Origin of the sequence: Paraburkholderia sp. BL6669N2, from assembly GCF_003387275.1 — a bacterium.
Lineage (GTDB): Bacteria > Pseudomonadota > Gammaproteobacteria > Burkholderiales > Burkholderiaceae > Paraburkholderia.
The window spans coordinates 2,386,871-2,412,942 of sequence record NZ_QUNA01000001.1; the positions used below are offsets into that span (position 1 = coordinate 2,386,871).

Consider the following 26,072-nt stretch of genomic DNA (forward strand, 5'->3'; position numbering starts at 1 on the left):
CTAGCTGCACTCCATCACTGCTCGTCGGGATCCACGCCCGACAGCGCATCGCCGAGCAACCCGCTCGCCTCTTCGCCCGGCAACGCCTCGACGTCGCGCAATCGGCGGCTCATGACGCGCGTGCGCGTTTCCGCCGCTTCAATGGAGCGCGTCACCGTCTCCAGTTGCGCCTTCGTCTTGGCCAGCACATCGCCGAATTTGCCGAACTCCGTTTTCACCGCGCCGAGCACCTGCCATACCTCGCTCGATCGCTTCTCGATCGCGAGCGTGCGGAAACCCATCTGCAAACTATTGAGCAAGGCGGTCAGCGTGGTCGGCCCCGCAATCGTCACGCGATAGTCGCGTTGCAACAGGTCCGTCAAGCCCGGCCGGCGCAATACTTCCGCATATAACCCTTCGGTCGGCAGAAACAGCAGCGCGAAGTCGGTGGTGTGCGGCGGCGACACGTACTTCTGCGCGATCATGCGCGCCTCGGCACGAATCCGCGCTTCGAGCGCACGCGATGCGTCCTCCACCGCGACCGGATCGGCGCGCTCCTGCGCTTCGATCAGACGCTCGTAGTCTTCACGCGGAAATTTGGCATCGATGGGCAGCCACACCGGTGTGGCCGCAGCGCCCTGCTCCGCGCGTCCCGGCAGCTTGATCGCGAACTCGACGCGCTCCGCGCTTCTCGGGACAGTCGCAATGTTTTTCGCGTACTGGTCGGCGGTGAGCAGTTGTTCGAGCAACGCTTCGAGCTGCACCTCACCCCACGTGCCGCGCGTCTTCACATTCGTGAGAACCTTTTTCAGATCGCCGACGCCGGCGGCCAGTGTCTGCATCTCGCCCAGTCCGCGGTGCACCTGTTCGAGCCGGTCCGACACCAGCTTGAACGACTCGCCCAAACGCTGTTCAAGCGTAGCGTGCAATTTTTCGTCGACGGTGCGGCGCATTTCGTCGAGCTTGAGCGAGTTGTTCGCCTCGATATCCTTCAACCGCTGCTCGATGGTCGCGCGCACTTCGGCGAAGCGGCGGTCGTTTGCCTCGGTGAGTTGCCCCAACTGCAGGCTCAGCGTATCGCCGAACTGCTTGAGCGAGCGGCCTTGTTCGTCACGCGCCTGCTGGGCCTGCGCCTGCAGACTGTGGCGCACGGCGTCGAGCTGCTGGGCGAAACCGTCGATCTTGCCGCCCTGCACCGTCGTCATGCTGCTGAACTGCGCGGCCAGCGTCTGCTGAAAATGCGCGAAACCGCTGCTCTGTTCGGTACGCGACACGCGCGCCGTCTCGGTGATGTCATTGCGCAGTTGCCGCTCAAGCCGCTCGTAGGCGTGCGCTTGCGCGTCGGCCGTGGCGTCCATGCGTTCGTTGAGCAACTCGAATTGCTCGTTGTCCTCCGCCCGGCCATGAGCACGCATCAGCAAAACCAGAGCGATAACCAATGCGACCGCCAGGAGGGCAACGGCCGCCACCAGATACATTGTCATGAACGCGCCTTGCCGATGACCTGGGGGTTGACCGGATTCGGCGGCCGCCCCGCGCGCGGACCTTCGCCCAGACCCGCGATCAGATTGTCAGCGGCGAGATTCGCCATGGCGCGGCGCGTGGCTTCAGTGGCGCTGGCAATGTGCGGCGTGAGCACGACATTCGGGACGCTGAGCAGATCCTGATTCAGATTCGGCTCGCCTTCGAACACATCGAGACCGGCGGCGGCAATCTGCTTCGAGCGCAACGCCTCGACGAGCGCCGCGTCGTCGACGATACCGCCGCGCGCGATATTGGTGAGCGTCGCGCTCGGCTTCATGAGCGCGAGTTCTGCCGCGCCGATCGTGTGATGGTTCTCCTTCGTGTACGGCAGAACGAGCACAACGTGATCAGCGCGCCGCAACAGATCCTGCTTCGATGCGTACTCCGCGTTCAGCTCGGCCTCGATCTCCGGCGCCACCTGCGAACGGTTGTGATAAATCACCTGCATGTTGAAACCTTTCGCACGACGCGCAAGCGCCTGGCCAATACGGCCCATGCCGATCACGCCGAGCGTCGAGCCGTGCAGATCGCTGCCGAGAAACGCGTCGTACGCCCACTTCTGCCACTGGCCCGCGCGCAGCCAGTGCTCCGATTCGGTGATGCGGCGCGCCGCCGCCATCATCAGCGCCCAGCCGAAGTCCGCGGTCGATTCGTTGAGCACGTCCGGCGTATTGGTGCCGAGCACGTTGGCCGCGTTGAAGGCTGCCATGTCGAAGTTGTTGTAGCCCACCGCCATATTCGACACCACGCGCAGACGCGGCGCCGCGGCGAGTTCGGCGGCGCCGACCGGATCGCCCGCGGTCAGCGCGCCGTCTTTATCCGCGAGACGACGCTTCAGTTGGTCGGCGGGCAACACGTCGCCCTGATTCCAGTCGACGTCGAAATACTGTTTGAGCCGTTCGATCACATCGGGAAAGATCGGCCGGGCGACGAGGATCTTCTGCATTTCAATTCTCCGTAAAACGCGTCGAGTTCGATTGCCTCGGCGTCAAAAAAAGAGCCAGCCGGTGATGAGGAAAAGCGGCAACAACACGGCGGCTGACCAGCCCATATACGCGAAAAAACCCGGCATGCGAACGCCGCGCGATTCCGCGATGGCCTTCACCATGAAGTTCGGCGCATTGCCGATATACGTGTTCGCGCCCATGAACACCGCGCCCGCCGAGATCGCCGCGAGCGTGGTGGCGCCGGTGGTCATGAGCGTCTGCGCGTCGCCGCCGGCCAGGTTGAAGAACACGAGGTAAGTCGGCGCGTTGTCGAGAAACGAAGATAGCAGGCCGGTCGCCCAGAAGTACATCAGATCGTGCGGCTGGCCCGAGGCGTCTTTGACCAGATGAACGATGCCCGCGAACGCGCCCGCCTCGCCGGCGCGCAGAATCGTGATGACCGGAGCGATCGTCACGAAGATGCCGGCGAACAGTTTGGCCACTTCTTCGATCGGCGCCCAGTTGAAGTCGTTGCCCGCGCGAGCCGCGCGCGGCGTGAGTGCCAGCGAGAGCAAGGTGACGACGATCAGCGCGGCATCGCGTACGGCGCTCTGCAAAGCCACCTGCGTGCCGAACACGTCGAACTCCACGCCCGGTTTCCACAGGCCGCTCATCAGCACGAGCGCGATCACCACGGCCAGCAACACGAAATTGATTTTGCCGTCGATGCCGAGTGGCGGTGTGTCGGGTGTCGGATCGAGAAAAAGGGAACGCTCTTCCTCGCGCCGATGAAAGTAATACGAGTCCAGCGCATAGAACGCGATCAGCAGCACACCGCAGACGAACAACATCGGCAGCGCGAGATGCACGGTGGTCCAGAAGAAACTCACGCCCTGCAGAAAGCCGAGAAAGAGCGGCGGGTCACCCAGCGGCGAAAGCGACCCTCCCGCGTTGGCCACGAGGAAGATAAAAAACACGACCACGTGAACGACGTGCTTGCGATTATCGTTGGCGCGCAGCAGCGGGCGAATCAGCAGCATCGCCGCGCCCGTCGTGCCCATGACGCTGGCGAGCAAGGTGCCGAGCGCGAGGATCGCCGCGTTCAGGCGCGGCGTGCCATGCAGATTGCCGCGTACGCAGACGCCGCCCGCCACGGTATAGAGCGCCGTCAGCAACACGATGAACGGTATGTATTCTTCGAGCAGCGCGTGCACGAGCGTGCCGAATGCGACGCTGCTTCCGTAGTTGACGGCGAACGGCACGAGAAACACAAGCGCCCACGCCGCCGCAATCTTGCCAAAATGGTGATGCCAGAACGCCGGCGCGATCATGGGAAATACCGTGATCGACAGCAGCACGCCCGCGAACGGCAGCCCCCACAGCGCCGACAAAGCCGCGCCGTCGAGCGTTGCGGCAGATGCCAACTCCGGCCAGCCAGCCAGCGTCAATGCAGCTGCGAACCCCATGCCCGTCCAGGCGGCACGTTGTTTCATAGATTTGAAGTCCTTGTTATTGCTTAAGGCCGCACAGCGGAGCATGCGTCCTGATGCACGGGCGCGTTTGCTGCTCAGGCGCCCTGCACGACGATCACGTGCACCCGGTACGGCCCATGCGCGCCGAGCACGATGGTCTGTTCGATATCGCCGGTACGCGAAGGCCCGGAGACGAAGTTGACCGCACGCGGCAGTTCGCCACGTTCCTTGCGGATCAGTGCGAACGCCTCTTCGTGACCTGAGACGATGCGCGAAGCCGGCACGATGGCAATGTGTGTTTCCGGCAGTAGACCCGCCGAAGCATAAGTTTCCGGCCCCGACAGCAGCACCAGCGTGCCGGTCTCTGCGGTCGCACAGAAGCAGCCGGTGAGACCGACCACGTCGCCGTCTTGCGGCTTGCGAAATTCGACGGTGAGGCCGGCTTCGGCCCAATGCAGATCTCGCAGCGTTTGCCAGGCGATGGCCTGCAGCGGCAACGCATGCTGCGCGAGATAGCGGTGCGCCGCGGCCGGCACGTCGCTCAGTGCTTCAACCGAGTCCACCGTGGTCGCCAATTTTTGCGCTTCTTCGATGAAGTGTGCAACGAGGTCGGCAGGCATGTCCGGACGCGGGCCGGCAGGATGACGCGCGAGATAGTCCGCCGCGGCCTCGTGCTCGGAAGCGGACGGCTCGGGCTCGCGCCCTTGCGCCGCGCGGATGCGCGCCAGGATGTTGCGGCGTGCAATCGATGTGTCCATGTGCGAAATCCTCGTGTCGACAGCCGTGCGATATGGCGAGAATTATACCGGCCACCCTGCGCGCGAACACCCTGGCCGAACGGTCTATTGCCGCGCATCGCACGCGCGGCATAAGCTACCGGCAGCTAGCGATGAACCGCGTTACTTCGCCGCTTCTTCCTCGGGCTGCGCAATGCCGAACACCTGGCGCAGGTAAGCGAGGTAAGCCTTGTCTTCGCACATGTTCTTGCCCGGCGAGTCCGACAGCTTCGCCACCGGCTGACCGTTGCAGCGAACCATCTTGATGACGATCTGCAGCGGGTTGTAGCCGAGGTCGTTGGTCAGATTCGTGCCCACGCCGAAGGCCAGCTTGCAGCGGCCGCGGAAGCGCTCGTAGAGTTGCAGGACTTTGGGAATGTCGAGCGCGTCGGAGAACACGAGGATCTTGGTGCGCGGGTCGCAGCGGTTCGCTTCGTAGTGCTTGAGCAGGCGTTCGCCCCAGTCGAACGGATCGCCGGAATCGTGGCGCGCGCCGTCGAACAGTTTGCAGAAGTACATGTCGAAGTCGCGCAGGAACGCCTCCATGCCGTACACGTCGGAGAGCGCGATGCCCAGGTCGCCGCGGTATTCCTTGGCCCACATTTCGAAGCCGAAGATCTGCGAGTCGCGCAGCCGCGGACCGAGCGCCTGGCACGCCTGCAGGTATTCGTGCGCCATCGTGCCGAGCGGCGTGAGGCTGTGCTTCATTGCGTAGAACACGTTGCTGGTGCCGGCGAACTGCTCGCCGAGGCCTTCCTTGAGCTTGAGGATCACTTCCTCGTGCCATTGCTTCGAGAAGCGGCGCCGTGTGCCGTAGTCGGCGATCTTGCAGTCGGCGAATTCCGGACGCGCGCCGAGCAGTTGAATCTTGTCGACGAGGCGCCCGCGCCCTTCGCTGTAGTCCGGCATTTGCTGGGTGTTGCGGAAGTAGACTTCATTGACGATCGCGAGCATCGGAATCTCGAACAGGATCGTGTGCAGCCACGGCCCCTTGATCTCGATATCGATTTCGCCATTGCCCTTCGGCGACGCTTCGATCGAAATGTATTTTTCGTTCAGATGGAACAGCGCGAGAAACTCGATGAAGTCGCCCTTGATGAAGCGCATGCGCCGCAGGTAGTCGAGCTCGTCGTCAGTGAAGCGCAGCTGGCAGAGCTTGCGAACTTCGTCGCGAATTTCGCCGATGTACGGCACGAGATCGACATTCGGCGTACGGCAGCGGAAGCGATATTCCACATTCGCCGCGGGAAAGTGATGCAACACCACTTGCATCATCGTGAACTTGTACAGATCGGTGTCGAGCAGCGAAGTAATAATCATGATGGTGCGAACTGGACTGCGGAAAACGGAAGGCCTGCCACGAAAGCCGACTCACCCATGCGCGACGGCACGCCCCGTGCGTACCGACCTGACGCATGTTACCCGAATGCGTCGGCATTCAGCGCGCCGCCAGACGCTCGCACCGGGCGCTCAAGGGAGCCATACGGCGCACGCCATAAACTAATCACGAAAACGTATAAACGGTGTCGCGCGATGCCGCATGCGCCTCTTGACGTTACGATACAATAGCGCTTTTGGCGTTTCCGCCTCCCCAGATACCGCATGCAGGAGCTGCCTGAATGACTCACGTTGTGACCGAAAGCTGCATCAAGTGCCGCTATACCGACTGTGTCGATGTGTGCCCGGTGGACTGCTTTCGCGAAGGTCCCAACTTCCTCGCGATCGACCCCGATGAATGCATCGACTGCGCCGTGTGCGTGGCCGAGTGCCCGGTGAACGCCATTTATGCCGAAGAAGACGTGCCGGGCGACCAGCAGAACTTCATCGAACTGAATGCCGATCTCGCGAAGAACTGGCCGAGCATCACCAAGACCAAGGCACCGCTGCCGGAAGCGGACGAGTTCAAGGACGTGAAGGAAAAGCTCGAGCTGCTCGTGCGCTGAGCCTCGCTGCCTGTGGCGTGCATCGCCGGATTCGAATGAAATCGAGATGAACACAAGGTATTGACAGGCGCTTAAGCTGCTCCTACAATTTCGTTTCTCTGCTGTTTGTTGTTCTGTTCCTCGATAGCTCAGTCGGTAGAGCGCCGGACTGTTAATCCGTAGGTCCCTGGTTCGAGCCCAGGTCGAGGAGCCAAGAATTGCAAAAGCCCGTTAACCAAGACGGGCTTTTTTATGTAGGTTAAGTTGTACTGCTGTTCCTCGATAGCTCAGTCGGTAGAGCGCCGGACTGTTAATCCGTAGGTCCCTGGTTCGAGCCCAGGTCGAGGAGCCAAAAAATTTGGAAGGCCCGCATTCGTGCGGGCCTTTTTCTTTTTGCGCGCCGCACGCCGCCGAACCGCGTCACCCCGCCCTGGTCGATGCCATGCCCGCGTCGCCCGTGACCGCCGGCCGTTATACGATGGCAATCCCGGCGCACGCCCCGCGCCCAACCTAGGCGCTCAATTTCCGGCAAGCACATTCCATGAAAACCACTTTGTTGCGCATCTCGCTTGTGGCGGCCGCCGCCCTCCTGCTGCCTTCGGCGCACGGCGAAGAAGTCGGCAGCGTCAATACCAATTTCCGCGTCACGGGCTCCGACCGCGTGGTCGTCGAGGCCTATGACGATCCAGCGGTTCAGGGTGTGACCTGCTACGTGTCGCGGGCGCGTACCGGCGGCGTCAAGGGTACGCTCGGCATCGCGGAAGATCCCACCGAGGCGTCGATCGCCTGTCGCCAGGTCGGCGAAATTCACTTCACGGGCCCGGTGAAGAAACAGGCCGACGTGTTCTCGGTGAGCATGTCGTTCGTCTTCAAGTCGCTGCATGTGGTACGGGTGGTCGACGCGAAGCGCAACTCGCTGGTGTATCTCACCTACAGCGACCGGGTGGTCAGCGGCAGCGCGAAGAACAGCGTGAGCGCCGTGCCGATGCCGGCCGGAACAACGATCCCGGTCAAGTGAACGCCGCCCTACGGCAAAACGCAGTCGGCCGGCACGCCGGCGCGTGACGCGGCAGGGTCGCGACGCGCTACACTGACCGGCCCAGCTGGAATTTCATCGTGACCGCCGCCCATCGTTTCCAGGATTCCGCCCGCTACTGGCGCACGCCGCTTCTACCCGGCGCGGACCTGCTCACGGCCGAATATCACAATCACGAGTTCACGCCGCATTGGCACGATGCGTACACGATTCCGGTGATCGTGGCGGGCGCCGAGGGGTATCGGTATCTCGGCTCCGACTATGTCGCCGAAGCCGGCAGCGTACCGATCATCAATCCCGGCGAGTTGCACACCGGCTCGAAGGCGGTCGAGGCGGGTTGGCGGTATCGCGTGATGTATGCGCCGGTGGATTTCATCCACGCCCTTGCCAATGAGGTCAGCGGCAGGCCTCAGGCGTTGCCTTGGTTTGCGCCGGGTGTGATCCGCGATCCGGATCTGGCCACGCGGCTGGCACATGCGCATCGTCTGCTGGAGGCGGGCGACGACGCGCTCGCCGCCGAAGCCGCCATGCTCGACGCCTTGTCCACGCTGCTGGTGCGTTACGCGCAAACCCAACCGGCGCGTTCGCGCCTCCCCACCGACGACGCTCGTGTGACGCTCATGCAGGAGCGCCTGACAGGCGACCTCGTCGAGCCCGTCACGCTCGCTGAAATGGCCCAGGTAGCGGGACTCTCGCCGTTCCACGCGGCGCGTCTTTTCACCCAGACGACCGGCCTGCCGCCCCACGCGTGGCGCAATCAGGTGCGCTTGCAGCGCGCGCTCGCGCCACTGCGCGCGGGAGTTTCTGTCACGGAGGTCGCCGCCGCCAGCGGTTTCACGGACCAGAGCCACTTCACGCGACACTTCCGGCGCATGTTCGGCGTGCCGCCCGGGCGCTGGCAGGGCTTGTGACGCGGCGCGGGTGCGTGCGTTGCCGGCGAGCTGCGCGTCCTGCTGCCTCAAGCACTCCAGCCGCACCGCAAGACGCAAGTGGGTACTCTTGCCCACGGCCTGCCTGCCCGGCTGCCTCGACCACTCCATGTGCTCGCCAGTACGCGAACGGTTGCCGCCTACGCGCTGCGGCCCCGACCAATCCAACCGGCAGACACGATGCCAGCGTCTACATTACTGGCGACCCGGCGTGCCATCTTATTTGCTCATTCCGGCGGCATGACATCGCCTGGCGTGCGCGCCGCCGCATCGAACCATTGGCCATCCGCAAGAACGTACAAGCCCCGTCCAGCCACCGCCGCTATGCTTCCCGAATCAAGGAGGCCAGATTGACCCATCCCACCGCAGGCCGGCCCACAAACCCAGGCCATTTCAAAGAGTTCACCGCCGGCGCGCGCGACATCATCCCGATGATGGTCGGCGCGGCGCCCTTCGGCGTCATTTTCGGCACGCTCGTCGCATCCGGCCCGCTGCATCTTTGGCATGGGCAGTTGATGTCGCTCGTCGTGTTCGCCGGCTCCGCGCAGTTCATCGCGCTCGGCCTGATTGCCGGACATGCGAGTTTTGCCGTCATCTGGGCGACCACGCTCGTCGTCAATCTGCGCCATGTGCTGTACAGCGCCACGCTCGCGCCGCACGTCGCGCATTTGCCGGCACGCTGGCGCTGGGCGCTCGGCGCGCTGCTCACCGACGAAGTCTTCGCCGTCGCGTGGGAACACTACCGGCACCGAGAGCCCGGCACGGTGGGCCCGCACTACTTCTTCGGCGCCGGCTTGGCCATGTACCTGAACTGGCAGCTCTGGACCGTCGGCGGCCTGCTGTTCGGCGCGGCTTTCCCCGGCCTGCAATCGCTCGGCCTCGATTTCGCGATGGTCGCCACGTTCATCACGATCGTCGTGCCGCAACTCGTCGCGCTGCGCTATATCGCGGCGGCCGTCACCGCGGGCATGCTGGCCTTCTTCTGGCAGGCGTGGCCTTACAAGCTTGGTTTGCTTGGCGCGGTGTTCGCGGGCGTGGCGATCGGCGTCCTGCTGTCGACGTCGCGGCCCAACCTGCGCGGCAACGGCAAAACCGTGGAGGCCTCGCGATGAACTACGTCGTCCTGATTCTCGGCATGGCGGCGATTACGTGGGTGATCCGCGCCGCCGTCTTCGTGCTCGGCGACCGGCTGGTATTTCCGCCGCTGGTGCGCACGGCGCTCGGCTTCGTGCCGGTCACCGTGCTGACCGCGATCATCGTGCCGATGGCGGTTGCACCGCACGGCGGCGACGCCGAGCTGACCTGGCGTAATCCGCAACTGGTCGGCGCGCTGGCCGCGGTGCTCGTCAGCGCGTTGACGCGGCGGCCGCTGCTGACCATCGCCGTCGGGCTGACGGTCTTTTTTGTCTGGCAATGCGTCGTGCTGAAATAGACACACGCCGCTTTCAAGGCAGCGACAGCGTCGGCCGGCTCGCGCCACGCCCGCGCAAGCCAGGCGACGCTTCCCTCTAAAGCGGGCGCGCCCGCCCCGCGCTCCCTTAAGTTTCCCGCCGATCCGCCGTTATGCAGTCGAGGTCCGCTCGTCGGGATACGTCCCGCTGGTTATGCGGCATCAGGCAGGAATCAAGCGCGCCGGCATCGAACGCCGCGTCTCCCAAGGCCCGCGCGGCCAGGCGGCGTGGCGAGGCCGCGCGGCAGGACCAAACGGGATAACACATGGGTCAAATCACCCTCACGCTCAAAGACGAGACCATCGCGACGCTGCGCAAGGATTTCGACGCTTTCCTGCGGGTATCGCTGAAGCTCGATCCGCAGTTCGCGACGCCGTCGTTTGAGGATTTTTTGCGCGCCAAGCTGCTCGACAACATGGTGCCGCTGACCGAACACGCGGTTCAGCGGATGTTGCAGGGCGGCCAGTACGCCTGGGCGAAACGCACACTGGACAAGGAGTTTCCGGATGTCGTCGCGATTCTGATGCGGCAGGCGGGCGAGTTCGGCTTCGGCTTCGCGGCCCGCTCGGAATGGACGCCGGAGGAACTCGCCAAGCAGTGCCGCGACTGGGCGGCGGCCATCGTCAAGGAAGCGGAAGGCGACGCCGTGCTGATCGACCCGCTCGCGGCGCAGATCAAGAGCGCGGCGCAAGACATTCAGGCGCTCGAGGAAGTCATGCAGACGCCGGCGTGGCGGCTGGTGGAATCGCTGCGCCAGCGCGTCTACGAGGCCAAGGTGGCGTGCGAAACGAGCGTGGGCAGCACCGCGCGTGAAAAGCTCGGCGAACTGCGCGGGCTGCTGCGACTGGGTATTTCGCACGGCTCGTTCCAGAAGCAGGAAGCGCAGCAGATCATGGAGTTCCTGCGCCTGCTCAAGCCGGAAATCTTCGTGGAAGAGCCGTACGACGTGTTTTCGCGGATGGCGGCCTGGCTGCGTAATTTCTTCGTGCCGCCGCGTCCGGCGCCGCAGCAACAGCAGCGGCAGTCGCAGCCGCGCTGAGGCTAAAGAGCCCAGGAAGCCACCACTGAGTCGCGGTAGCCAACGGCGGGATCAGATGCGCGGCATCAAAGCGCGTCGTCGCGCTCTCAATCCCACATCTTCCTGAGTTTCGCGCCGATCTCGATCTTCGCCTGCGCCGCCGCGGCCAGCCCGGCCGCCGTGGGCGCGCTCGGAACCGGGACGCGCGGCCATGCATAGGCATCGAACAATGGCATCAGATGCGCGGGAATGAAGCGCGTGCGCGAGGCCCACACGTGACGGTCGCCCATGTGCGTCTGGTTGTGCACGTAAAAGCGCTGCGGCACGACGATATGCAGGTCCTCTTTCGCGCGCGTCATCGCCACATAGAGCAGGCGGCGCTCCTCGTCGATTTCCTCCTCGCTGCCGGTGCCGAGATCGGACGGAATGCACCCGTCCACGCCGTTCAGCACGAACACGTTGCGCCACTCCTGCCCTTTCGCCGAATGGATCGTGGACAGGATCAGGTAGTCCTCGTCGATCAGCGGCACGCCGGATTCGTCGCTGGTGGCGTCGGGCGGGTCGAGCGTCAACTCGGTCAGAAACCGTTCACGCGACGGATACGTGCCCGCGATGCTCTCCATCTGCAACACGTCCGCGTGACGGATCGCCGCGTCCTCGTGATTGCGCTCGAGATGCGGCTCATACCAGCGGCGCACCATTTCGAACTCGGCGGGCCACGGTGTCTGGCGCCCGTACACGCTCGACATCAGCTTGACGAACGGATGCCAGTCTTCCTGCGTCCGAGCCGGCGCGGCGAAGGCGGCCAGCGCGCCGCCGGCGGTGTCGGCGGGGTTGCCGCTGCCCGCGCGCGCGGCGACCTCGTCGAGCACCTTTGCCGCGGTAGCCGGTCCCACGCCGGGCAGTAACTGCACGACGCGAAACCCGGCCACGCGATCACGCGGATTTTCCGCCCAACGCAGCACGGCAAGCACGTCTTTCACGTGCACCGAATCGAGAAACTTCAGCCCGCCGAACTTCACGAACGGAATGTTGCGCCGGGTCAGTTCGATCTCCAGCGCGGCGCTGTGGTGCGCGGCGCGGAACAGCACCGCTTGCGACTTGAGCTTCATGCCCTGCTCGCGCGCTTCCAGCACCTGCTCGACGATGTAGCGCGCCTGATCCGCCTCATCGGCGACGGTCACGAGACGCGGGCGCTGAGCGGAGGCCTTGTCGGTCCACAGATTCTTCGTGTAGCGCTCGCTGGCCAATTCGATCACCGCGTTCGACGCCGCCAGGATCGGCGCGCTCGAGCGGTAATTGCGCTCCAGCGTGACCTGTTTGGCCGGCGGATCGAAATGCGCGGGGAAATCGAGAATGTTGCGCACGGTCGCGCCGCGAAACGAATAGATCGACTGGGCGTCGTCGCCGACCACGGTCAGGCCGCGGCCGTCCGGTTTCAACGCGAGCAGGATCGACGCCTGCAGGCGATTGGTGTCCTGGTATTCGTCGACCAGTACATGATCGAAGCGTCCCGACAGGTCGGCGGCGATGGCCGGCTCGGCGGCCATGTGCGACCAGTAGAGCAGCAGGTCGTCGTAGTCGAGCACGCTCTGCTTCTGCTTCGCTTCAACGTAAGACGCGAACAGCATGCGTAGGTCGGCTTCCCATTCGCGGCACCACGGGAACGCCTTGTCCAGCACCTGGCCGAGCGACGCGCCGGTGTTCACGACGCGCGAGTAAATGGCAAAGCACGTGCCCTTGGCCGGGAAACGCCGCTCTTTCGCCGACAGGCCGAGTTCGTGGCGCACGAGGTTCATGAGATCGGCGGAATCCTCGCGGTCGTTGATCGTGAAGGCCGGCGCAAGACCGATCAGATCCGCGTATTCGCGCAACAACCGCGCGCCGACGCTATGGAAGGTACCCGACCACGTCAGCCCTTGCGCGAGCGCGGCTCGTGCACCGAGCGCGGCGCCGGCGATGCGCGTGACGCGCCGGGTCATTTCGAGCGCCGCACGGCGCGAAAAGGTCAGCAGCAGGATGCGGCGCGGATCGGCGCCCTTTACCACCAGATTGGCGACCCGGTGCGCAAGCGTATTGGTCTTGCCAGAGCCGGCGCCGGCAATCACCAGCAGCGCGCCGGGCGGTGCGACGGGCGTGTCGGCGCCGTAGTCGACGGCTTCGCGCTGCGCGTCGTTGAGCTTCGCCAGCCAGGCGGCGGTGTCGGACGTCGGCGACGTCGGGGAAGGCGCGGGTTCGGCGACTGGGAGCACGATTGTTTAGGCGTTGGATGGATTCAGAGCGGCGACGCATACTGTATATCCATACAACCTACGCCGACAAGCGACCCTTTTTTAGCCGGATGCGAGGTCTGCATTTCATGTGGGCCGCGCGGGCGAACACGAGCACAAAAAAATGGCCCGTCGCACGAGTGCACACGGGCCATTTTTCGCAGGCAGAACATCGAGACGTCCGCGCGCCCGGCGTCGGCCTGAGGCGCGAAGTCTGCTATTGCTTCTTCGCGTCCTTGACGTTTGCGTCCGCGGCGGCCTTATCGGCGTCGGCCTGCGCATCCGTCTTCTTCTTGTCGGCCGTGGCCTGCGCGACGGACGCTTTCTTGTCCGCCTTCGACTGTTCCTTGGCCGCCTTCTTGTCGGCGTGGGTGACCGGCGCCGCAGCCGGATCGCTAGCCTGCGCGAATGCAGCGGACGACAGGCAGCCCGCGATCAACGCGGCGACAAGCGTGGTCTTCGTGGAATTTGCGATGCTCATGCGATACCTCCGTTGAAACGAGATGCCCGGACTCAAAAGCCCGGTAACGCAGCGGCCGCGGCGGCAAACCGCGCCGCCGCGCCGCTCGATCGAAACTCAGCCTCAATGCTTGACGTCGGCACCGTCCGACTGGTCGCCCGTCTGGCCTTGCATGTTCATCTTCATTTCGTTGTTGGCGGTCTGCTTATCCGCCTTCTGATTGATCTTGGCGTCGCGCACCTGCTCCTTGTACTGGAGCTTGGCAGCCTTCTGCTGATCCTTCAGCTCCGCCTTGGATGCCTTCTTCGACGCGCGATATTCGGCGTTAGCCTTCGCGTTGGCGTCGCGCTTCTGCACCAGCGGGTCGGTCGAGCCCGACGCCGTCAGACGCGTCGGCGCCGGGGTCACCGGCTGCACGCCCTGCGCGGCGGGCGCGGCGTCATTGACTTGCATCTGAACCTGCGGCTGGCCTTCCGCGCCCGCTGCCGGTTGCGCGGTCTGTGCGAACGCGGCTGTGGAAGCAAGGGCCGTGAAGGCGGTACCGATCAGAAGCGTACGAATCTGGGTCATGGCTAATCCTCTCTAAGGTTGTCGTGACGCGGGCGACCGGTCCGGCTCTGCGCATTTCAGCGCTCATGAGCGCGGTCTGCATGCCTCGCCCGGTCTGCTCGCTGCCAGATAAAAATCCAGCAGGCTTTCCCTACTGACCTGCACTTTACGAGTGGAGTTTATGTTTTACGACCACCGTTACGGAACGTTTCACTTTCTGACAAACGCATAACATCTGCTTGCAGATGCTCACACGACGGCGGCGCGCACCGCGAACTTCATCCAGGGCAAGCTTCTGGCTTATGATGCGAACCCTTTGCCTGAAGGTGCAAACGCCATGCCCAACCTCGATTTCACGCTTACCGGCGACTACGTCGAACTGCACAATCTCCTGAAGATAACGGGGCTGGCGGACAGCGGCGGCTCGGCAAAAATGATGGTGGCGGACGGTGCTGTCACCGTCGACGGGCGGGTCGAAACGCGTAAAACGTGCAAGATCCGCGCGGGTCAGGTCGTCCTGCTCGGCGACACGCGGATTGCGGTCCACGAGGCCTGATACACCGGCTAACCGGCGAAGCTAATAAGCGGAGCTAAAACACGGGCCTGTCACCCCGCGGTCCGAAAACTCGGAGGAGCGCGCGCACCAAAATCGTGCCTCTTCCGTCGACATCGCCGCGCCTAAGCAATAAGCTGTCAGTTTCAACAGACCAACAATCGGCTGACACACCGGCCGGCGGCTGCCTCGAGCGTTCGCCGAGGCTCATCGAGCCGCTGCCCTCGCCACCGCCCGCGCGCTCGTCGCGCCCGCCGTCGCGCTGTCGCCACTTCCGCCGCCAGGCGCTCCATGACTCAATCCGGCATCACCCGGGTGGCCGCCCGGCCGCCGACCCTGACCCGCCACGCCGCGGACACCGCGCGGCTCGCCGCGCCGCTCGCCATCGCGCAACTTTCGCAAATGGCGATGGGCGTCACCGACACGATCCTGCTCGGCTCGCTCGGCCCCGACGCGCTCGCGGCCGGCGGCCTCGGCGCGAATCTGTTTTTCGTGGTGGTCACGTTGCTGCAGGGCGTGTTGACCTCGGTCAGCGTGAGCGTGTCGCACGCACGCGGCGCCCAGGACGAAGGCCGCGTGTCGCACATCTACTGGACCGGCCTGGTGTTGTCGGTGCTGCTGTCGGTGCCGGCGTTCTTCCTCCTCTCGTTCGCCACGCCGGTCCTGCTCGCGTTCGGCGAACCCGCGCTGCTTGCGCACAACGTCGGCGAATATGCGGCGGTGCTGCGCTGGGGCGCGCTCGGCAGCCTGATCGGCGTGGGCCTGATGCGTTCGTTCCTGCCGGCGATCGGCGCGGCGAAGCGGCTCTTGTGGGTGTCGCTGGCGAGCGTCGGCGTCAACGGTTTTCTCAATTACGGCCTGATCCACGGCGCCTATGGCCTGCCGCGGCTCGGCTTTCTCGGTTCGGCGGCCGCGACCTCGATCACCGTCTGGCTGAGCGCGCTGGTGTTGATGGCGCTGTTGCATTTGCGGCCGCGTTATCGGCACTTCGTCGTCGCCACCCGGCCGAATGTGCCGCTGATGGGCGAACTGTTCGGCATCGGCTGGCCGGTCGCGATTACCTACGGCGTCGAGTCGACACTGTTTCTCGCCACCGGCCTGATGGTCGGCCTGCTCGGCGAGTCGCAACTGGCCGCGCATCAGATCGCGCTAAATGTGGCCTCGGTGGCTTTCATGGTGCCGCTCGCGATCGGTCAGGCGGCCAACGTGCGCGTCGGCTTCTGGTCCGGGGCCGGCCAGCCGCTCGCCGCGCGCCACGCAGGTTTCGTCGCGCTCGCGCTCGGCGTCGCCTTCATGACGCTGTCCGGCCTCGTGCTGATCGCCGCGCCGCACTGGATCGTCGGCCTCTATCTGCATCTCGACGATCCGGCCAATGCGGCCACGGTCAAGCTCGCGAGCTCGCTGCTCGGCGTGGCGGCAATCTTCCAGATTGTCGATGGCATGCAGACGGTCGGCTCCGGCTGTCTGCGCGGCTTGAAAGACACACGTGTGCCGATGATCGCGGCCGCCTTCGGCTACTGGGTGATCGGTTTTCCGACCGGCTACACGCTGGCGTTTCACTTCGGCCTCGGCGCGCGCGGGTTGTGGTGGGGGCTAGCGGCCGGCCTCGCCAGCGTCGCACTGCTGATGACGCTGCGCTTTCACAAACTGAGCCTTCGGCGCGTGCCGGCAATGTCCGGCGGGTCGCCGCCGGTCAAACCCGTTTGACGTTGGGTTAGAGGCGCGCGCTGGCCGCGCCCGGCGGGTCGCCGGTCAAGCCCGTTTGACGCCGAGTTAAAGGCGCCGTGTTGCCCGAGCCCGCCGGGTCGCCGATCAATCACGCGCGAAGTTACACTCGCGGCGCCATCGGACAACGCGCGGCCGGTCGTCGGCCGAATCCGCGTGAAGCCTAACCTGCAACGCGGTACTGCCCCGCTCAGCACGCCGCCGCCCGAGTCCGGTGGAACGATGCGCACCTGGTTGCGCGTGCAACCATCGACGCACGTGCAGTGCGCCGCGAACGGTAAAATATCGTGTTCCGGCTGAAAGACGCGCACCCGCGCCTCACGCCAAAAACCCGCTCGCGCGCCTCAAAAAGGCCAGCGCCGCCCGAAGGCCCATCATCCGCCGACAAGGCTTGCCGCGTTCACGCGGCAGACTCCCGCAAGCGCGCCGCCGGTGGCGCGCCGCTCGACCAACCCTGCTTCTCGCGATAAAACATAATCAAGGACCACCCGTCATGCTTGCCCGCGTCACCCGTCTTTTCCCGCTCTGGGCCGTGCTCGTTTCGATTGCCGCGTACTTCTCGCCCGCCTCGTTCGCCGGCGTCGCGCCGCACGTCACCACGCTGCTGACGATCATCATGCTGGCGATGGGCGTCACGCTCTCCGTGGCCGATTTCCAGCGCGTCTTCACGCGGCCCGCGCCGGTGATCGCCGGCATCGTGCTGCACTATCTCGTCATGCCGCTTGCCGCCTGGGTGATCGCCAAGGCGCTGCGCATGCCGCCCGATCTCACCGCCGGCATGGTGCTGGTGGGCAGCGTGGCAAGCGGCACGGCGTCGAACGTGATGATCTATCTGGCGCGCGGCGACGTCGCGTTGTCAGTCACGATCAGCGCGCTGTCGACGCTCGTCGGCGTCTTCGCGACGCCGCTGCTTACGCGTCTGTATGTGGACGCGTCGATCGCCGTCGACGTGCACGGCATGCTGATGAGCATTCTGCAAATCGTCGCGTTGCCGATCGTGGTCGGCCTGATCGTCAATCATCTGTTCGGCAAGTTCGTGCGCAAGATCGAACCGATCCTGCCGCTGATCTCGATGGTCGCGATCGTGCTGATCATCGGCGCGGTGGTGGGCGGCACGCAAAAGAGCATCGCGTCAGTCGGCCTCGTGGTGATGCTGGGCGTGGTGCTGCATAACGGGATCGGTTTGCTCGGCGGCTACTGGGGCGGCCGTCTGCTTGGTTTCGACGAAGCCGTGTGCCGCACGCTCGCAATCGAAGTGGGCATGCAGAACTCGGGCCTCGCCGCGACGCTCGGCAAGCTCTACTTCACGCCGATCGCGGCCTTGCCCGGCGCGCTGTTTTCGGTGTGGCATAACCTGTCGGGCTCGCTGCTCGCGGGGTACTGGGCAGGACGTCCCGCGAAAGGTTCGACGCATGTGGACGGCGGAGAAGTGTTGAACGCCGAACGCGGATAACAGGCGAGCCGCGCGCGTCGCACCTGTTCACGGCCCGATGCGCGCGGCCTGCACGATCGGCGTTCAATCACAGTTTCTGCGGTTGTCTCCACGGCGTAACCGCGGAGCCCGCAACGCGCGTGCTTCAAGACGAAAGCGCGCCGCCGCAACCATCTGCAAGATCAAAAGCCCATCAGCCTGATTCCCCTTAGAATGGATTTCTCGGCAGCGTGAGCCATTCGCCCGCTGCCGCCATGACAAGTCTGCAAACTAGGGGAAAAGCGTGCCGTCGCATCAAGATCAAAGCCGGGCCGCACTGCAACGCATAGGCGAGTCCGGCATGACTCAAAGAAAGTCCGCCTTGGGGACAACGAGACATTTCTTCCTTCTGTGCTGCGCAACGGCATTTTTGACTGCCTGCGCGAGCCGACCGCCCGCCACCGCATTCGACCGTCAGCTCACCCACGCACTCCCCGCCACGGAAACGACACCGCTGCACACGGCGCTCGCGCCGCTCGAAGCCGCGCATCCGGATCAATCCGGTTTCCGTGTGCTCGCAAGCGGCACCGACGCCTTGCAGATGCGCATCGCGCTCGCACGCGCCGCGACCAAAACCCTCGACATGCAGTACTACATTGCCAACGAGGACACCACCGGCAAGCTGCTGCTCGGCGCCGCGCTTTATGCGGCCGACCACGGCGTGCGGGTGCGCATGCTGGTCGACGATCTGAACTTCAAGGACATCGACCGCGTGATGGCGGGCCTGAACTCGCACGACAACATCGAGATTCGCGTGTTCAATCCGTTTGGCAGCGCGCAACAAGGCGTATTCGAACGCACGACCAACGTGTTCACGCAGATCGGCCATTTCACGCGCCGCATGCATAACAAGGCGATGATCGCGGACAACCAGATCGCGATCGTGGGCGGCCGCAATCTCGGCGACGAATATTTCAGCGCGAGCGAAACGCTGCAGTTCCGCGATCTCGACGTGCTGGCCGCCGGCCCGATCACCGCCGACATCTCCGCGAGTTTCGACGACTACTGGAACAGCAGCATTGCCTATCCGTTGCGCGTGCTGAACAAGCAGAAGTTCGACGCGAAGGAACTGGACCAGACGCGCGACGACCTGCGTCAGCACTGGCGCACCAACGCCGATCCGTACAACGCCAAGCCGCTGAACGCGACGCCGCTCGCCGCGCAGATCGCCAACGACCAGCTCGGCTTGACCTGGGCGCCGGCCGAGTTCAAAGCGGACTTGCCGGAGAAGATCGTGCATCCGTCGCCGGATTATGTGAGTCCGCCAATGCAGCGGCTCGGCGAATTGATGCGCGACGCGCAGAAGGACTTCCTGATCATTTCGCCCTACTTCGTGCCGCACGATTCGGGCGTCAAGGCGGCCGGCGAACTGACGCATCGCGGCGTTCGCATCGCCGTGCTGACCAATTCGCTCGCCGCCACCGACGCGGTCGCCGTGCAGGCGGGCTACAGCCCGTTTCGCGTGCCGCTGCTGAAACAGGGCATCGAGTTATACGAATTCAAGCCGCAGCAGGACACGCCGACCGCAGGCGTCGCCGGCTCGCGTTCGCGCGCCAGTCTGCACGCGAAAACCTATGTGATCGATCGCAAGATTCTGGTGATCGGCTCGATGAATCTCGACCCGCGTTCGGCCAATCTGAACACCGAACTGGCGCTGGTGATCCACAGTCCGCCGCTCGCCGAACAGGTCGCGGGAATTTTCGAGCGCGCCACCGGGCCCGAGGAAAGCTATCGCGTCACGCTCGCGGACGACGCGCAACTCGCCTACCTGCGCTCGATCGGCGCGCCGCTCTCGCCGCTCGTGTGGACCGACGTCGAAAACGGCGCGCGCCGCACCTACATTTTCGATCCGCAGGCCGGCTTGTACCGGAATGCGCTAACAGGTCTATTCTCCCTATTGCCCGTCAACGCAGAACTTTGATCAGCGGAGTGGAACATGACTGAAGACGTACGAATGGAGCGCGACACATTCGGCGAAATCGCCGTGCCGAACGCGCGTCTATGGGGCGCGCAGACCCAGCGCTCGCTGCAGAATTTCCGCATTTCGACCGAGAAGCAATCGCCCGAACTGATCACCGCGCTGGCCGTGATCAAGCGCGCCGCCGCCGAAGTCAACCTGGGCCTCGGCGTGCTCGACGAAAGCAAAGCGAAGGCGATCATGCAGGCCGCCGACGAGATCATCGAGGGCAAGCATCCGGATGAATTTCCGCTCGCCGTGTGGCAAACCGGCTCCGGCACGCAGACCAACATGAACCTCAACGAGGTGATCGCGAATCGCGCCAGCGAGCTGCTCGGCGGCGAGCGCGGCGAAGCGCGCAAAGTGCATCCGAACGACGACGTGAATCGCGGGCAATCGTCGAACGACGTGTTTCCGACCGCCATGCACGTGGCCGCGGCGTATGCGATCGTCAAGCATCTGCTGCCGGCGCTGAAGACGCTGCGCGATACGCTCGACGGCAAGGCGAAGGCGTTCGCCGGCATCGTCAAGATTGGCCGCACGCACTTGCAGGACGCCACGCCGCTCACGCTCGGTCAGGAGTTTTCCGGCTACGTCGCGCAACTGGATCATGGCAGTCGTCACGTGGAATCGGCGCTGCCGCATCTGTACGAACTGGCGCAGGGCGGCACCGCGGTCGGCACCGGTTTGAACGCGCATCCGCAGTTCGCCGACAAGGTGGCGGCCGCGATCGGCAAGCTGACCGGTTTGCCGTTCGTGTCGGCGCCGAACAAATTTGAAGTGATGGCCGCGGCCGATGCGCTGGTGTTCGCGCACGGCGGGCTCAAGACTGTGGCGGCGAGTCTGAACAAGATCGCCAACGACGTCCGCTGGCTGGCAAGCGGCCCGCGCTGCGGTCTCGGCGAACTGTCTATTCCGGAGAACGAGCCGGGCAGCTCGATCATGCCGGGCAAGGTCAATCCAACCCAGTCAGAAGCGCTGACGATGCTGTGCGCGCAGGTATTCGGCAACGACGTCGCGGTGAATATCGGCGGCGCGAGCGGCAATTTCGAACTGAACGTGTTCCGGCCGATGATCGCGCATAACGTGCTGCAATCGGTGCGTCTGCTCGCCGATGGCGCGCGCAGTTTCAACGACAACTGCGCGGTCGGCATCGAACCGAATCACGAACGCATCGAGACCTTGCTCAACGAATCGCTGATGCTGGTGACGGCGCTCAATCCGCACATCGGCTACGACAAGGCCGCGAAGATCGCCAAGAAGGCGCACAAGGAAGGCACCACGCTGAAGGCCGCGGCGTTGGCGCTCGGTTTCGTCACCGAGCAGCAATTCGATGAATGGGTGCAGCCGAAGGATATGGTCGGCAATTCGGCAAGCTAAGCGAATGCGTGTGATCACGCGCGGGGCGGCTGGCCTAGCTGGCCGCGTGCTTCGCCGAGCAGCATGATTCAAAACGACAGCAGTCCGCGCGGATTTCAGCTTCGCGCGGCCCGCGAGCGGCGCCTTCAGGCGTCGCTTAAACCTTCCCCTGGGCCACCTCTTCCGGCTTCAGTTCGACGATCGCGTCGAGCGCTTCCTTCACGTCCATCGCGTACCTGGCGAGGCGCTTCTGTTCATCCGTCTCCGGTACGAAGGCCGGCACGGGCACCGGCTGACCGTTCTCGTTGACGGCGACCATCACGATCAGGCAATCCGTGGTTTGCAGCAGTTCGCCGCCTTTCGGGTCGCCCGCGTGGACAGAAACATGAATGTGCATGCTGGTGCGGCCCGTGGCCACCACCCGGGCGCGCAGCTCGACCAGGTTACCGACGAGAATCGGCCGGCGAAAACGGATATTGCCTACGCTGACCGTCACGCAATAGCGACCGGACCACACCGCCGAGCACGCGTACGCGGTTTCGTCGATCCACTTCATCAACGCGCCGCCGTGCACCTTGCCGCCGAAGTTGACCGAGCTCGGCTCGGCCAGAAAGCGGAAAGTGGTTTCGGAACGGTCCAGCGGCGCTACGGAAGGGTTGCTCATCTTGACTCCGGTCAATCGGATGCATTGAAAGGAGGCGATTATACGAGCGCAATATTGACCCGTCGTAGCTGGGCATGCAGCGCGCGAGAAAAGTCCTGCGGGAGCGCGAGTTTGACTTTCGGGGAGCTTTCGCTGCGGTTGCGCGTTCAACCCGCCTCGGCAATCTCAGAGGCGGCTTCGGAAACGGCCGCGTTTTGCGGCGCGGCCGCCGACATGAAGCGCTCGCGATAATCGAGCGGCAGCACGCCGAAACGCCGCAGAAAAGCCCGTCGCAAGTTCTGTTCGCTGCCGAATCCGCAGTCGAGCGCGATCCGCTTGAGCGGCCGGCGCGATTCGGCGAGCGCGCGCGAAGCCGCCTCCAGTCGCAGCGCCGAGACGGTTTTAGCCGGCGTGCGGCCAACCTCGTCGACGTAGCGCCGCGCGAAGGTGCGCGGGCTCATCCGGGTTCGTTCAGCGAGCCGCTCGACCGACAGGTCGTCGCGCAAATGCGCCGTCATCCAGCTATGCAGCGCCTCGAACGGTCCGTTCGCCGAGGCCTGCGCCGCCAGCGCCGCGCTGTACTGCGACTGGCCGCCCGGCCGCTTCATGAAGACCACCAGCCGCCGCGCAGCCTGCATCGCGACCGCGTGGCCGACGTCCTCCTCGATCAGCGCCAGCGCTAGATCGATGCCCGCCGTCACGCCCGCCGAGGTCCACACGACGCCATCGCCTTCGCCGCGCCCGGCATCGCGGATAAAGATCGGATCGGCATCCACGTGGACGTTGGGAAACCGCTGCGCGAGGCGCGGCGCTTCGCGCCAATGCGTGGTCGCGCGACGGCCGTCGAGCAGGCCCGCCGCCGCCAGATAGAACGCGCCGGTGCACACCGAGCACACGCGCCGCGCGTGCGGCGCATGGCGCCGGATCCACGCGACGAGTTCCGGCTGCAACGTGCAGTGTTCGTCGACGGGGACGCCGGGAACGATGAGGGTGTCGATCGGTTGATCGTCGAGTGAATCGAGCCGTTCAGTGACGATCGGCAAGCCTGGGAAGGTCTGCAAGATGCCGCCGTCGATCGAGGCCACTGTCGTGCGGTAGGCCACGGGTTGCGGCACGCGGCGACTGGGGCTGGGTGAACTGGCCGAATTGGCTGAACCGGCTGCACTAGCCGCGCTGTACGGATTAGCCGCGTCGTCCGAACTAGCCGAGCTACCTGCATCAGCCGAATTGGCCGAACTGACCGATAGGCCCGTTCGGCCCGCGTCGCGGCTAACTCCCTTGTCTCTGTCCAGAGCTTGGGCGACTCCAGCGCCGACCGTCCCGGCGACCGTCAACTCCGCACGCCAGAACGCCTCCAGCGGTCCGCAGGCGTCGAGCAGCACCAGATCCGGTGCGACCGCGAACACGATATGACGCACCGCCATCAGGACACCTCCACCATTAACTGCCGCTTGCGCGACCACGCGTACCCGAGCGTGGCCAGCGCCGCCGCCGCGAGCAGCGGAAATATCGCGGCATTGATCGTCGCCCAACCGAAACGGGCCAGCAATTGACCGGCAAACAGCGAACCCAGCGCGGAAAACGCGAACGTCGTGAACTCGCTGGTGGCCTGCGTCTTGGCCCGCTCCGACGGCCGGTACGATTGCGCGAGCAGCGTCGAGCCGCCGACGAACATGAAATTCCAGCCCACGCCGAGACAGGCGAGCGCCGCATAGAAATGCGGCAGATCGGTCGAACGCAAGGCGAGTACGCCGCACAGCGCAGACAGCGCAATGCCCGCGCCGATCACCCGCAGCACGCCGAAGTGCTTGATCAGCCGCGCGGAAAAGAGCGACGGCGCGAACATGCCGACCAGGTGCCACTGGATGATCTGCGCGCCGTCGCCGATCGTGTGGCCGCAGGCGACTGCGGCGATCGGCGTCGCGGTCATCACGAACATCATCACGGCGTAGCCGAGCGCGTTGTTGGCGAGCGCCGCCGCGAAGATCGGCTGCCGCACGATCTCGCCGAGCGGCCGCGCCGCCTCGCGGGCGGCGACGGTGCTCGCGATGGGCGCCTTGTCGCGATACAGCAGTGTCAGCAACGCAATCGATAAAAGCCCGAAGCCCGTGACCAGCGCATACGAACCCGCGAATGCGACCGGCGCCAGCCAGTCCTTGCTCCACGCTGCAAGCAGCGGTCCGCAGACGGCGGCCACCACGCCGCCCGCCAGCACGGTCGAAATCGCGCGGCTTTTGTCGTCGATGCCGACCGCGTCGGCGGCGGCGAGGCGGTAGTACTGCGCGAACGCCTGGAACACGCCAACAGTCGCCGTGCCGGCGCAGAAAGCCCAGAAACTCTGATGAAAGATCGCCCATACGGACACCGCGCCGCCGAGCGCGCCGACGCCCGCGCCGAGCACGAAGCCGGCACGCCGGCCGACGCGCGCCATCAGGAACGACGCGAAGATGGTCGTGAGCGCGGCGGCGACGGTGATCAGCGAGAACGGCAGCGTGGCGAGCGCTTTATCGTCGGCGAGTGTGTAGCCGACCAGACCGGTCAGCGTCAGATCGATCGATACCGATGAGGTGTACAGCGCCTGGCACACGGCCAGCACGCGCGCGGCGCGCCGGTCGTGCGGATCGGTGTCGCGCACGCCGGTTGAATGGGCGGGAACCGTGGAAGCGGCGGACGGTGGCATCGAAAGGTCCAAGGCGGCGGAAGTGAGATGACCCGATCGTCACATGAATGCCGGTGGCAGAAATGCCAATGATGCATCAATTTCTGCCACGCGTGATCAGTGGCCGGCCGCTCGCCTATTTGCGGACCGAGATACCTTCGTCGATGGTGCCGTACATCGTGATGCTGCCGGTGCCCGCGCCTGAGCCCGACGCGCCGCCGCCCTGCGCACATGCGCCGAGCAGCAATGCCGCGGCAACGACGGCAAGGAGAGTTTTCATGGCTGCGTGTTTCCTGCTAGGACAGGCTTCGATTCTAGCCTGGCGGTCTTGGGTGGCACCGGAGCGCGGCTCGGGGGCCAACACCCAACCCGCGACACGCTACCCGCCTGCCAGGTTTTCGTAGCTGCTGCATCCGACACTTCACGCTAAGCTGAAACATCGAATCGCGCAGCCCGATACAGTGGCCTACATGGCGCGACAGACGCGCCGCTCTCCGGAGACATCAAATGCCTGCCATCTTCGCAGACGAACAGAACCAGAACCATTTCCCCGGCTTGAGCCGCATCGGCGCACTGCTCGCCGATCCCGGCCGCGCCGCCATGCTGTGGGCACTGATGGACGGCAGCGCTCGCCCGGCCGGCGAACTGACGATGATCGCGGGGCTCTCGCCGTCGGCGGCCAGCGCCCATCTCGCGCGCCTGACCGACGGCGGCCTGCTCGCGCTCGAAGTGCGTGGCCGGCATCGCTATTTCCGGATCGCCTCGCCGGATATCGCCGCGTCGATCGAAGCGCTCGCCAACGTCGCGCAAGTCAGCGCGCCGCAGCGTCCCGTGCCGCGCCCCGTGCGCACCGTGCCGCTCGACATGCGTTACGCGCGCACCTGCTACGACCACATGGCCGGCGAATTGTCGGTGCGCGTGTTTGAGCGGCTGGTCGAAGGCGGTCTGCTGACGCTGCATGGCACGTCGCTGGAAGCGACCGCCGACGGCATTGCCCGCCTCGCCGACTGGGGCATCGACACGTCGGCCCAGAAAAGCCGGCGCCGGCGCTTTGCCTGCACCTGCCCCGACTGGAGCGAACGGCGTCCGCACCTGGGCGGCGCCCTCGGCGCGGCGCTGCTCGATTCGTGGACTTCGCACGGCTGGGTCGAGCGCGCCGAGCGGCCGCGAATTCTGCGCATCACGCCGGCTGGGCATCGTCATTTCGACGCGTTTCTCGCCGCGTGAGGCGCCCTTGAGTGCGTGACTCGGTTACAGGAAATCGGCAACCAGCTTACGAATCGCCTTATCGAGACCTTTTGTTACACGCTGGTGAGCCGGCCTTACAAAAGTGGGGGTCTTGAAACAAACGCCGCGGGTACAGTGACTGCACGGATGCCGCACGATGCCGCGT

At 64.9% G+C, this 26,072-nt stretch carries 24 protein-coding genes and 2 tRNA genes; 14 read left to right on the forward strand and 12 right to left on the reverse strand.

The genetic code is table 11. From position 1 onward, the window contains the following. Positions 1 to 14: 14 nt before the first annotated feature. The 5 genes from B0G80_RS10850 to pncB form a co-directional block, all read right to left on the reverse strand. A complete protein-coding gene (locus B0G80_RS10850) occupies positions 15 to 1,463 on the reverse strand; it encodes a DNA recombination protein RmuC (protein ID WP_116117987.1) in 1,449 nt (482 codons plus the stop codon). Then, positions 1,460 to 2,449: a D-glycerate dehydrogenase gene (locus B0G80_RS10855; protein WP_116117988.1), complete on the reverse strand. Its 990-nt coding sequence runs from the start codon at positions 2,447 to 2,449 to the stop codon at positions 1,460 to 1,462. The genes B0G80_RS10850 and B0G80_RS10855 overlap by 4 nt, the downstream gene beginning before the upstream one ends. A gap of 42 nt (positions 2,450 to 2,491) precedes the next feature. Beyond that, complete coding sequence (locus B0G80_RS10860) at positions 2,492 to 3,922, reverse strand: sodium:proton antiporter (RefSeq protein ID WP_116117989.1); 1,431 nt, start codon at positions 3,920 to 3,922, stop codon at positions 2,492 to 2,494. A gap of 74 nt (positions 3,923 to 3,996) precedes the next feature. Beyond that, on the reverse strand, positions 3,997 to 4,659 hold the full coding sequence (locus tag B0G80_RS10865; RefSeq protein WP_116117990.1) for a lactate utilization protein C: 663 nt from the start codon (positions 4,657 to 4,659) through the stop codon (positions 3,997 to 3,999). A gap of 141 nt (positions 4,660 to 4,800) precedes the next feature. Continuing rightward, positions 4,801 to 5,997 carry a nicotinate phosphoribosyltransferase gene (pncB, locus tag B0G80_RS10870; protein ID WP_116117991.1) on the reverse strand — a complete coding sequence of 399 codons (1,197 nt, stop codon included), beginning with the start codon at positions 5,995 to 5,997 and terminating at the stop codon, positions 4,801 to 4,803. A gap of 299 nt (positions 5,998 to 6,296) precedes the next feature. Between pncB and fdxA the strand changes: the two genes are divergently transcribed. The 8 genes from fdxA to B0G80_RS10910 all read left to right on the forward strand — a co-directional run bounded on the left by fdxA (position 6,297) and on the right by B0G80_RS10910 (position 11,054). After that, on the forward strand, positions 6,297 to 6,620 hold the full coding sequence (gene fdxA / locus B0G80_RS10875) for a ferredoxin FdxA (protein ID WP_064268471.1): 324 nt from the start codon (positions 6,297 to 6,299) through the stop codon (positions 6,618 to 6,620). A 117-nt stretch (positions 6,621 to 6,737) separates the two neighbouring features. Continuing rightward, positions 6,738 to 6,813 (forward strand) — tRNA-Asn (locus B0G80_RS10880). A gap of 62 nt (positions 6,814 to 6,875) precedes the next feature. Further along, positions 6,876 to 6,951, forward strand: a tRNA-Asn gene (locus B0G80_RS10885). Between the two features lie 189 nt (positions 6,952 to 7,140). Beyond that, positions 7,141 to 7,617 carry a CreA family protein gene (locus B0G80_RS10890; protein WP_116117992.1) on the forward strand — a complete coding sequence of 159 codons (477 nt, stop codon included), beginning with the start codon at positions 7,141 to 7,143 and terminating at the stop codon, positions 7,615 to 7,617. Between the two features lie 98 nt (positions 7,618 to 7,715). Next, complete coding sequence (locus B0G80_RS10895) at positions 7,716 to 8,546, forward strand: AraC family transcriptional regulator (RefSeq protein WP_116117993.1); 831 nt, start codon at positions 7,716 to 7,718, stop codon at positions 8,544 to 8,546. A gap of 368 nt (positions 8,547 to 8,914) precedes the next feature. Next, positions 8,915 to 9,676, forward strand: a complete 762-nt coding sequence (locus tag B0G80_RS10900) for an AzlC family ABC transporter permease (RefSeq protein ID WP_116117994.1) — start codon at positions 8,915 to 8,917, stop codon at positions 9,674 to 9,676. Further along, on the forward strand, positions 9,673 to 9,996 hold the full coding sequence (locus tag B0G80_RS10905) for an AzlD domain-containing protein (protein WP_106283783.1): 324 nt from the start codon (positions 9,673 to 9,675) through the stop codon (positions 9,994 to 9,996). The genes B0G80_RS10900 and B0G80_RS10905 overlap by 4 nt, the downstream gene beginning before the upstream one ends. Positions 9,997 to 10,280: 284 nt before the next feature. Beyond that, positions 10,281 to 11,054 (forward strand): DUF4088 family protein, encoded by a 774-nt coding sequence (locus B0G80_RS10910; protein WP_116117995.1) that lies wholly within the window; start codon positions 10,281 to 10,283, stop codon positions 11,052 to 11,054. 86 nt (positions 11,055 to 11,140) lie between these two features. Here B0G80_RS10910 and B0G80_RS10915 read toward each other — a convergent pair whose 3' ends face one another. The 3 genes from B0G80_RS10915 to B0G80_RS10925 all read right to left on the reverse strand — a co-directional run bounded on the left by B0G80_RS10915 (position 11,141) and on the right by B0G80_RS10925 (position 14,333). Beyond that, positions 11,141 to 13,285 (reverse strand): ATP-dependent helicase, encoded by a 2,145-nt coding sequence (locus B0G80_RS10915; RefSeq protein WP_116117996.1) that lies wholly within the window; start codon positions 13,283 to 13,285, stop codon positions 11,141 to 11,143. Between the two features lie 235 nt (positions 13,286 to 13,520). Then, complete coding sequence (locus B0G80_RS10920; RefSeq protein ID WP_116117997.1) at positions 13,521 to 13,784, reverse strand: hypothetical protein; 264 nt, start codon at positions 13,782 to 13,784, stop codon at positions 13,521 to 13,523. Positions 13,785 to 13,886: 102 nt separating this feature from the next. Then, positions 13,887 to 14,333, reverse strand: a complete 447-nt coding sequence (locus B0G80_RS10925; RefSeq protein ID WP_116117998.1) for a hypothetical protein — start codon at positions 14,331 to 14,333, stop codon at positions 13,887 to 13,889. A gap of 316 nt (positions 14,334 to 14,649) precedes the next feature. On the opposite strand from B0G80_RS10925, the gene B0G80_RS10930 reads away from it, so the two are divergent. From B0G80_RS10930 to fumC, 5 genes are all read left to right on the forward strand, one after another. Beyond that, positions 14,650 to 14,868, forward strand: a complete 219-nt coding sequence (locus B0G80_RS10930; RefSeq protein ID WP_011489423.1) for an RNA-binding S4 domain-containing protein — start codon at positions 14,650 to 14,652, stop codon at positions 14,866 to 14,868. A gap of 288 nt (positions 14,869 to 15,156) precedes the next feature. Further along, positions 15,157 to 16,572, forward strand: a complete 1,416-nt coding sequence (locus B0G80_RS10935) for an MATE family efflux transporter (protein ID WP_116117999.1) — start codon at positions 15,157 to 15,159, stop codon at positions 16,570 to 16,572. Positions 16,573 to 17,083: 511 nt separating this feature from the next. Next, complete coding sequence (locus B0G80_RS10940) at positions 17,084 to 18,043, forward strand: bile acid:sodium symporter family protein (protein ID WP_116118000.1); 960 nt, start codon at positions 17,084 to 17,086, stop codon at positions 18,041 to 18,043. 319 nt (positions 18,044 to 18,362) lie between these two features. Continuing rightward, entirely contained in the window at positions 18,363 to 19,982 is a 1,620-nt protein-coding gene (locus B0G80_RS10945; protein WP_116118001.1) for a phospholipase D family protein, read from the forward strand. Positions 19,983 to 19,997: 15 nt separating this feature from the next. Beyond that, complete coding sequence (gene fumC, locus B0G80_RS10950; protein WP_116118002.1) at positions 19,998 to 21,398, forward strand: class II fumarate hydratase; 1,401 nt, start codon at positions 19,998 to 20,000, stop codon at positions 21,396 to 21,398. A gap of 136 nt (positions 21,399 to 21,534) precedes the next feature. Here fumC and B0G80_RS10955 read toward each other — a convergent pair whose 3' ends face one another. The 4 genes from B0G80_RS10955 to B0G80_RS45800 form a co-directional block, all read right to left on the reverse strand. Further along, positions 21,535 to 22,041 carry an acyl-CoA thioesterase gene (locus B0G80_RS10955; RefSeq protein WP_106283791.1) on the reverse strand — a complete coding sequence of 169 codons (507 nt, stop codon included), beginning with the start codon at positions 22,039 to 22,041 and terminating at the stop codon, positions 21,535 to 21,537. A 146-nt stretch (positions 22,042 to 22,187) separates the two neighbouring features. Then, entirely contained in the window at positions 22,188 to 23,444 is a 1,257-nt protein-coding gene (locus B0G80_RS10960; protein WP_116118003.1) for a GlxA family transcriptional regulator, read from the reverse strand. Then, entirely contained in the window at positions 23,444 to 24,700 is a 1,257-nt protein-coding gene (locus tag B0G80_RS10965) for an MFS transporter (RefSeq protein WP_116118004.1), read from the reverse strand. Before B0G80_RS10965 ends, B0G80_RS10960 begins: the two co-directional genes overlap by 1 nt. Positions 24,701 to 24,815: 115 nt before the next feature. Next, the gene (locus tag B0G80_RS45800; RefSeq protein WP_181196635.1) at positions 24,816 to 24,959 is read right to left on the reverse strand and encodes a hypothetical protein; all 144 of its coding nucleotides are present in this window, start codon (positions 24,957 to 24,959) and stop codon (positions 24,816 to 24,818) included. A gap of 227 nt (positions 24,960 to 25,186) precedes the next feature. On the opposite strand from B0G80_RS45800, the gene B0G80_RS10970 reads away from it, so the two are divergent. After that, positions 25,187 to 25,906, forward strand: a complete 720-nt coding sequence (locus tag B0G80_RS10970) for a helix-turn-helix transcriptional regulator (protein WP_116118005.1) — start codon at positions 25,187 to 25,189, stop codon at positions 25,904 to 25,906. Positions 25,907 to 26,072: the final 166 nt, after the last annotated feature.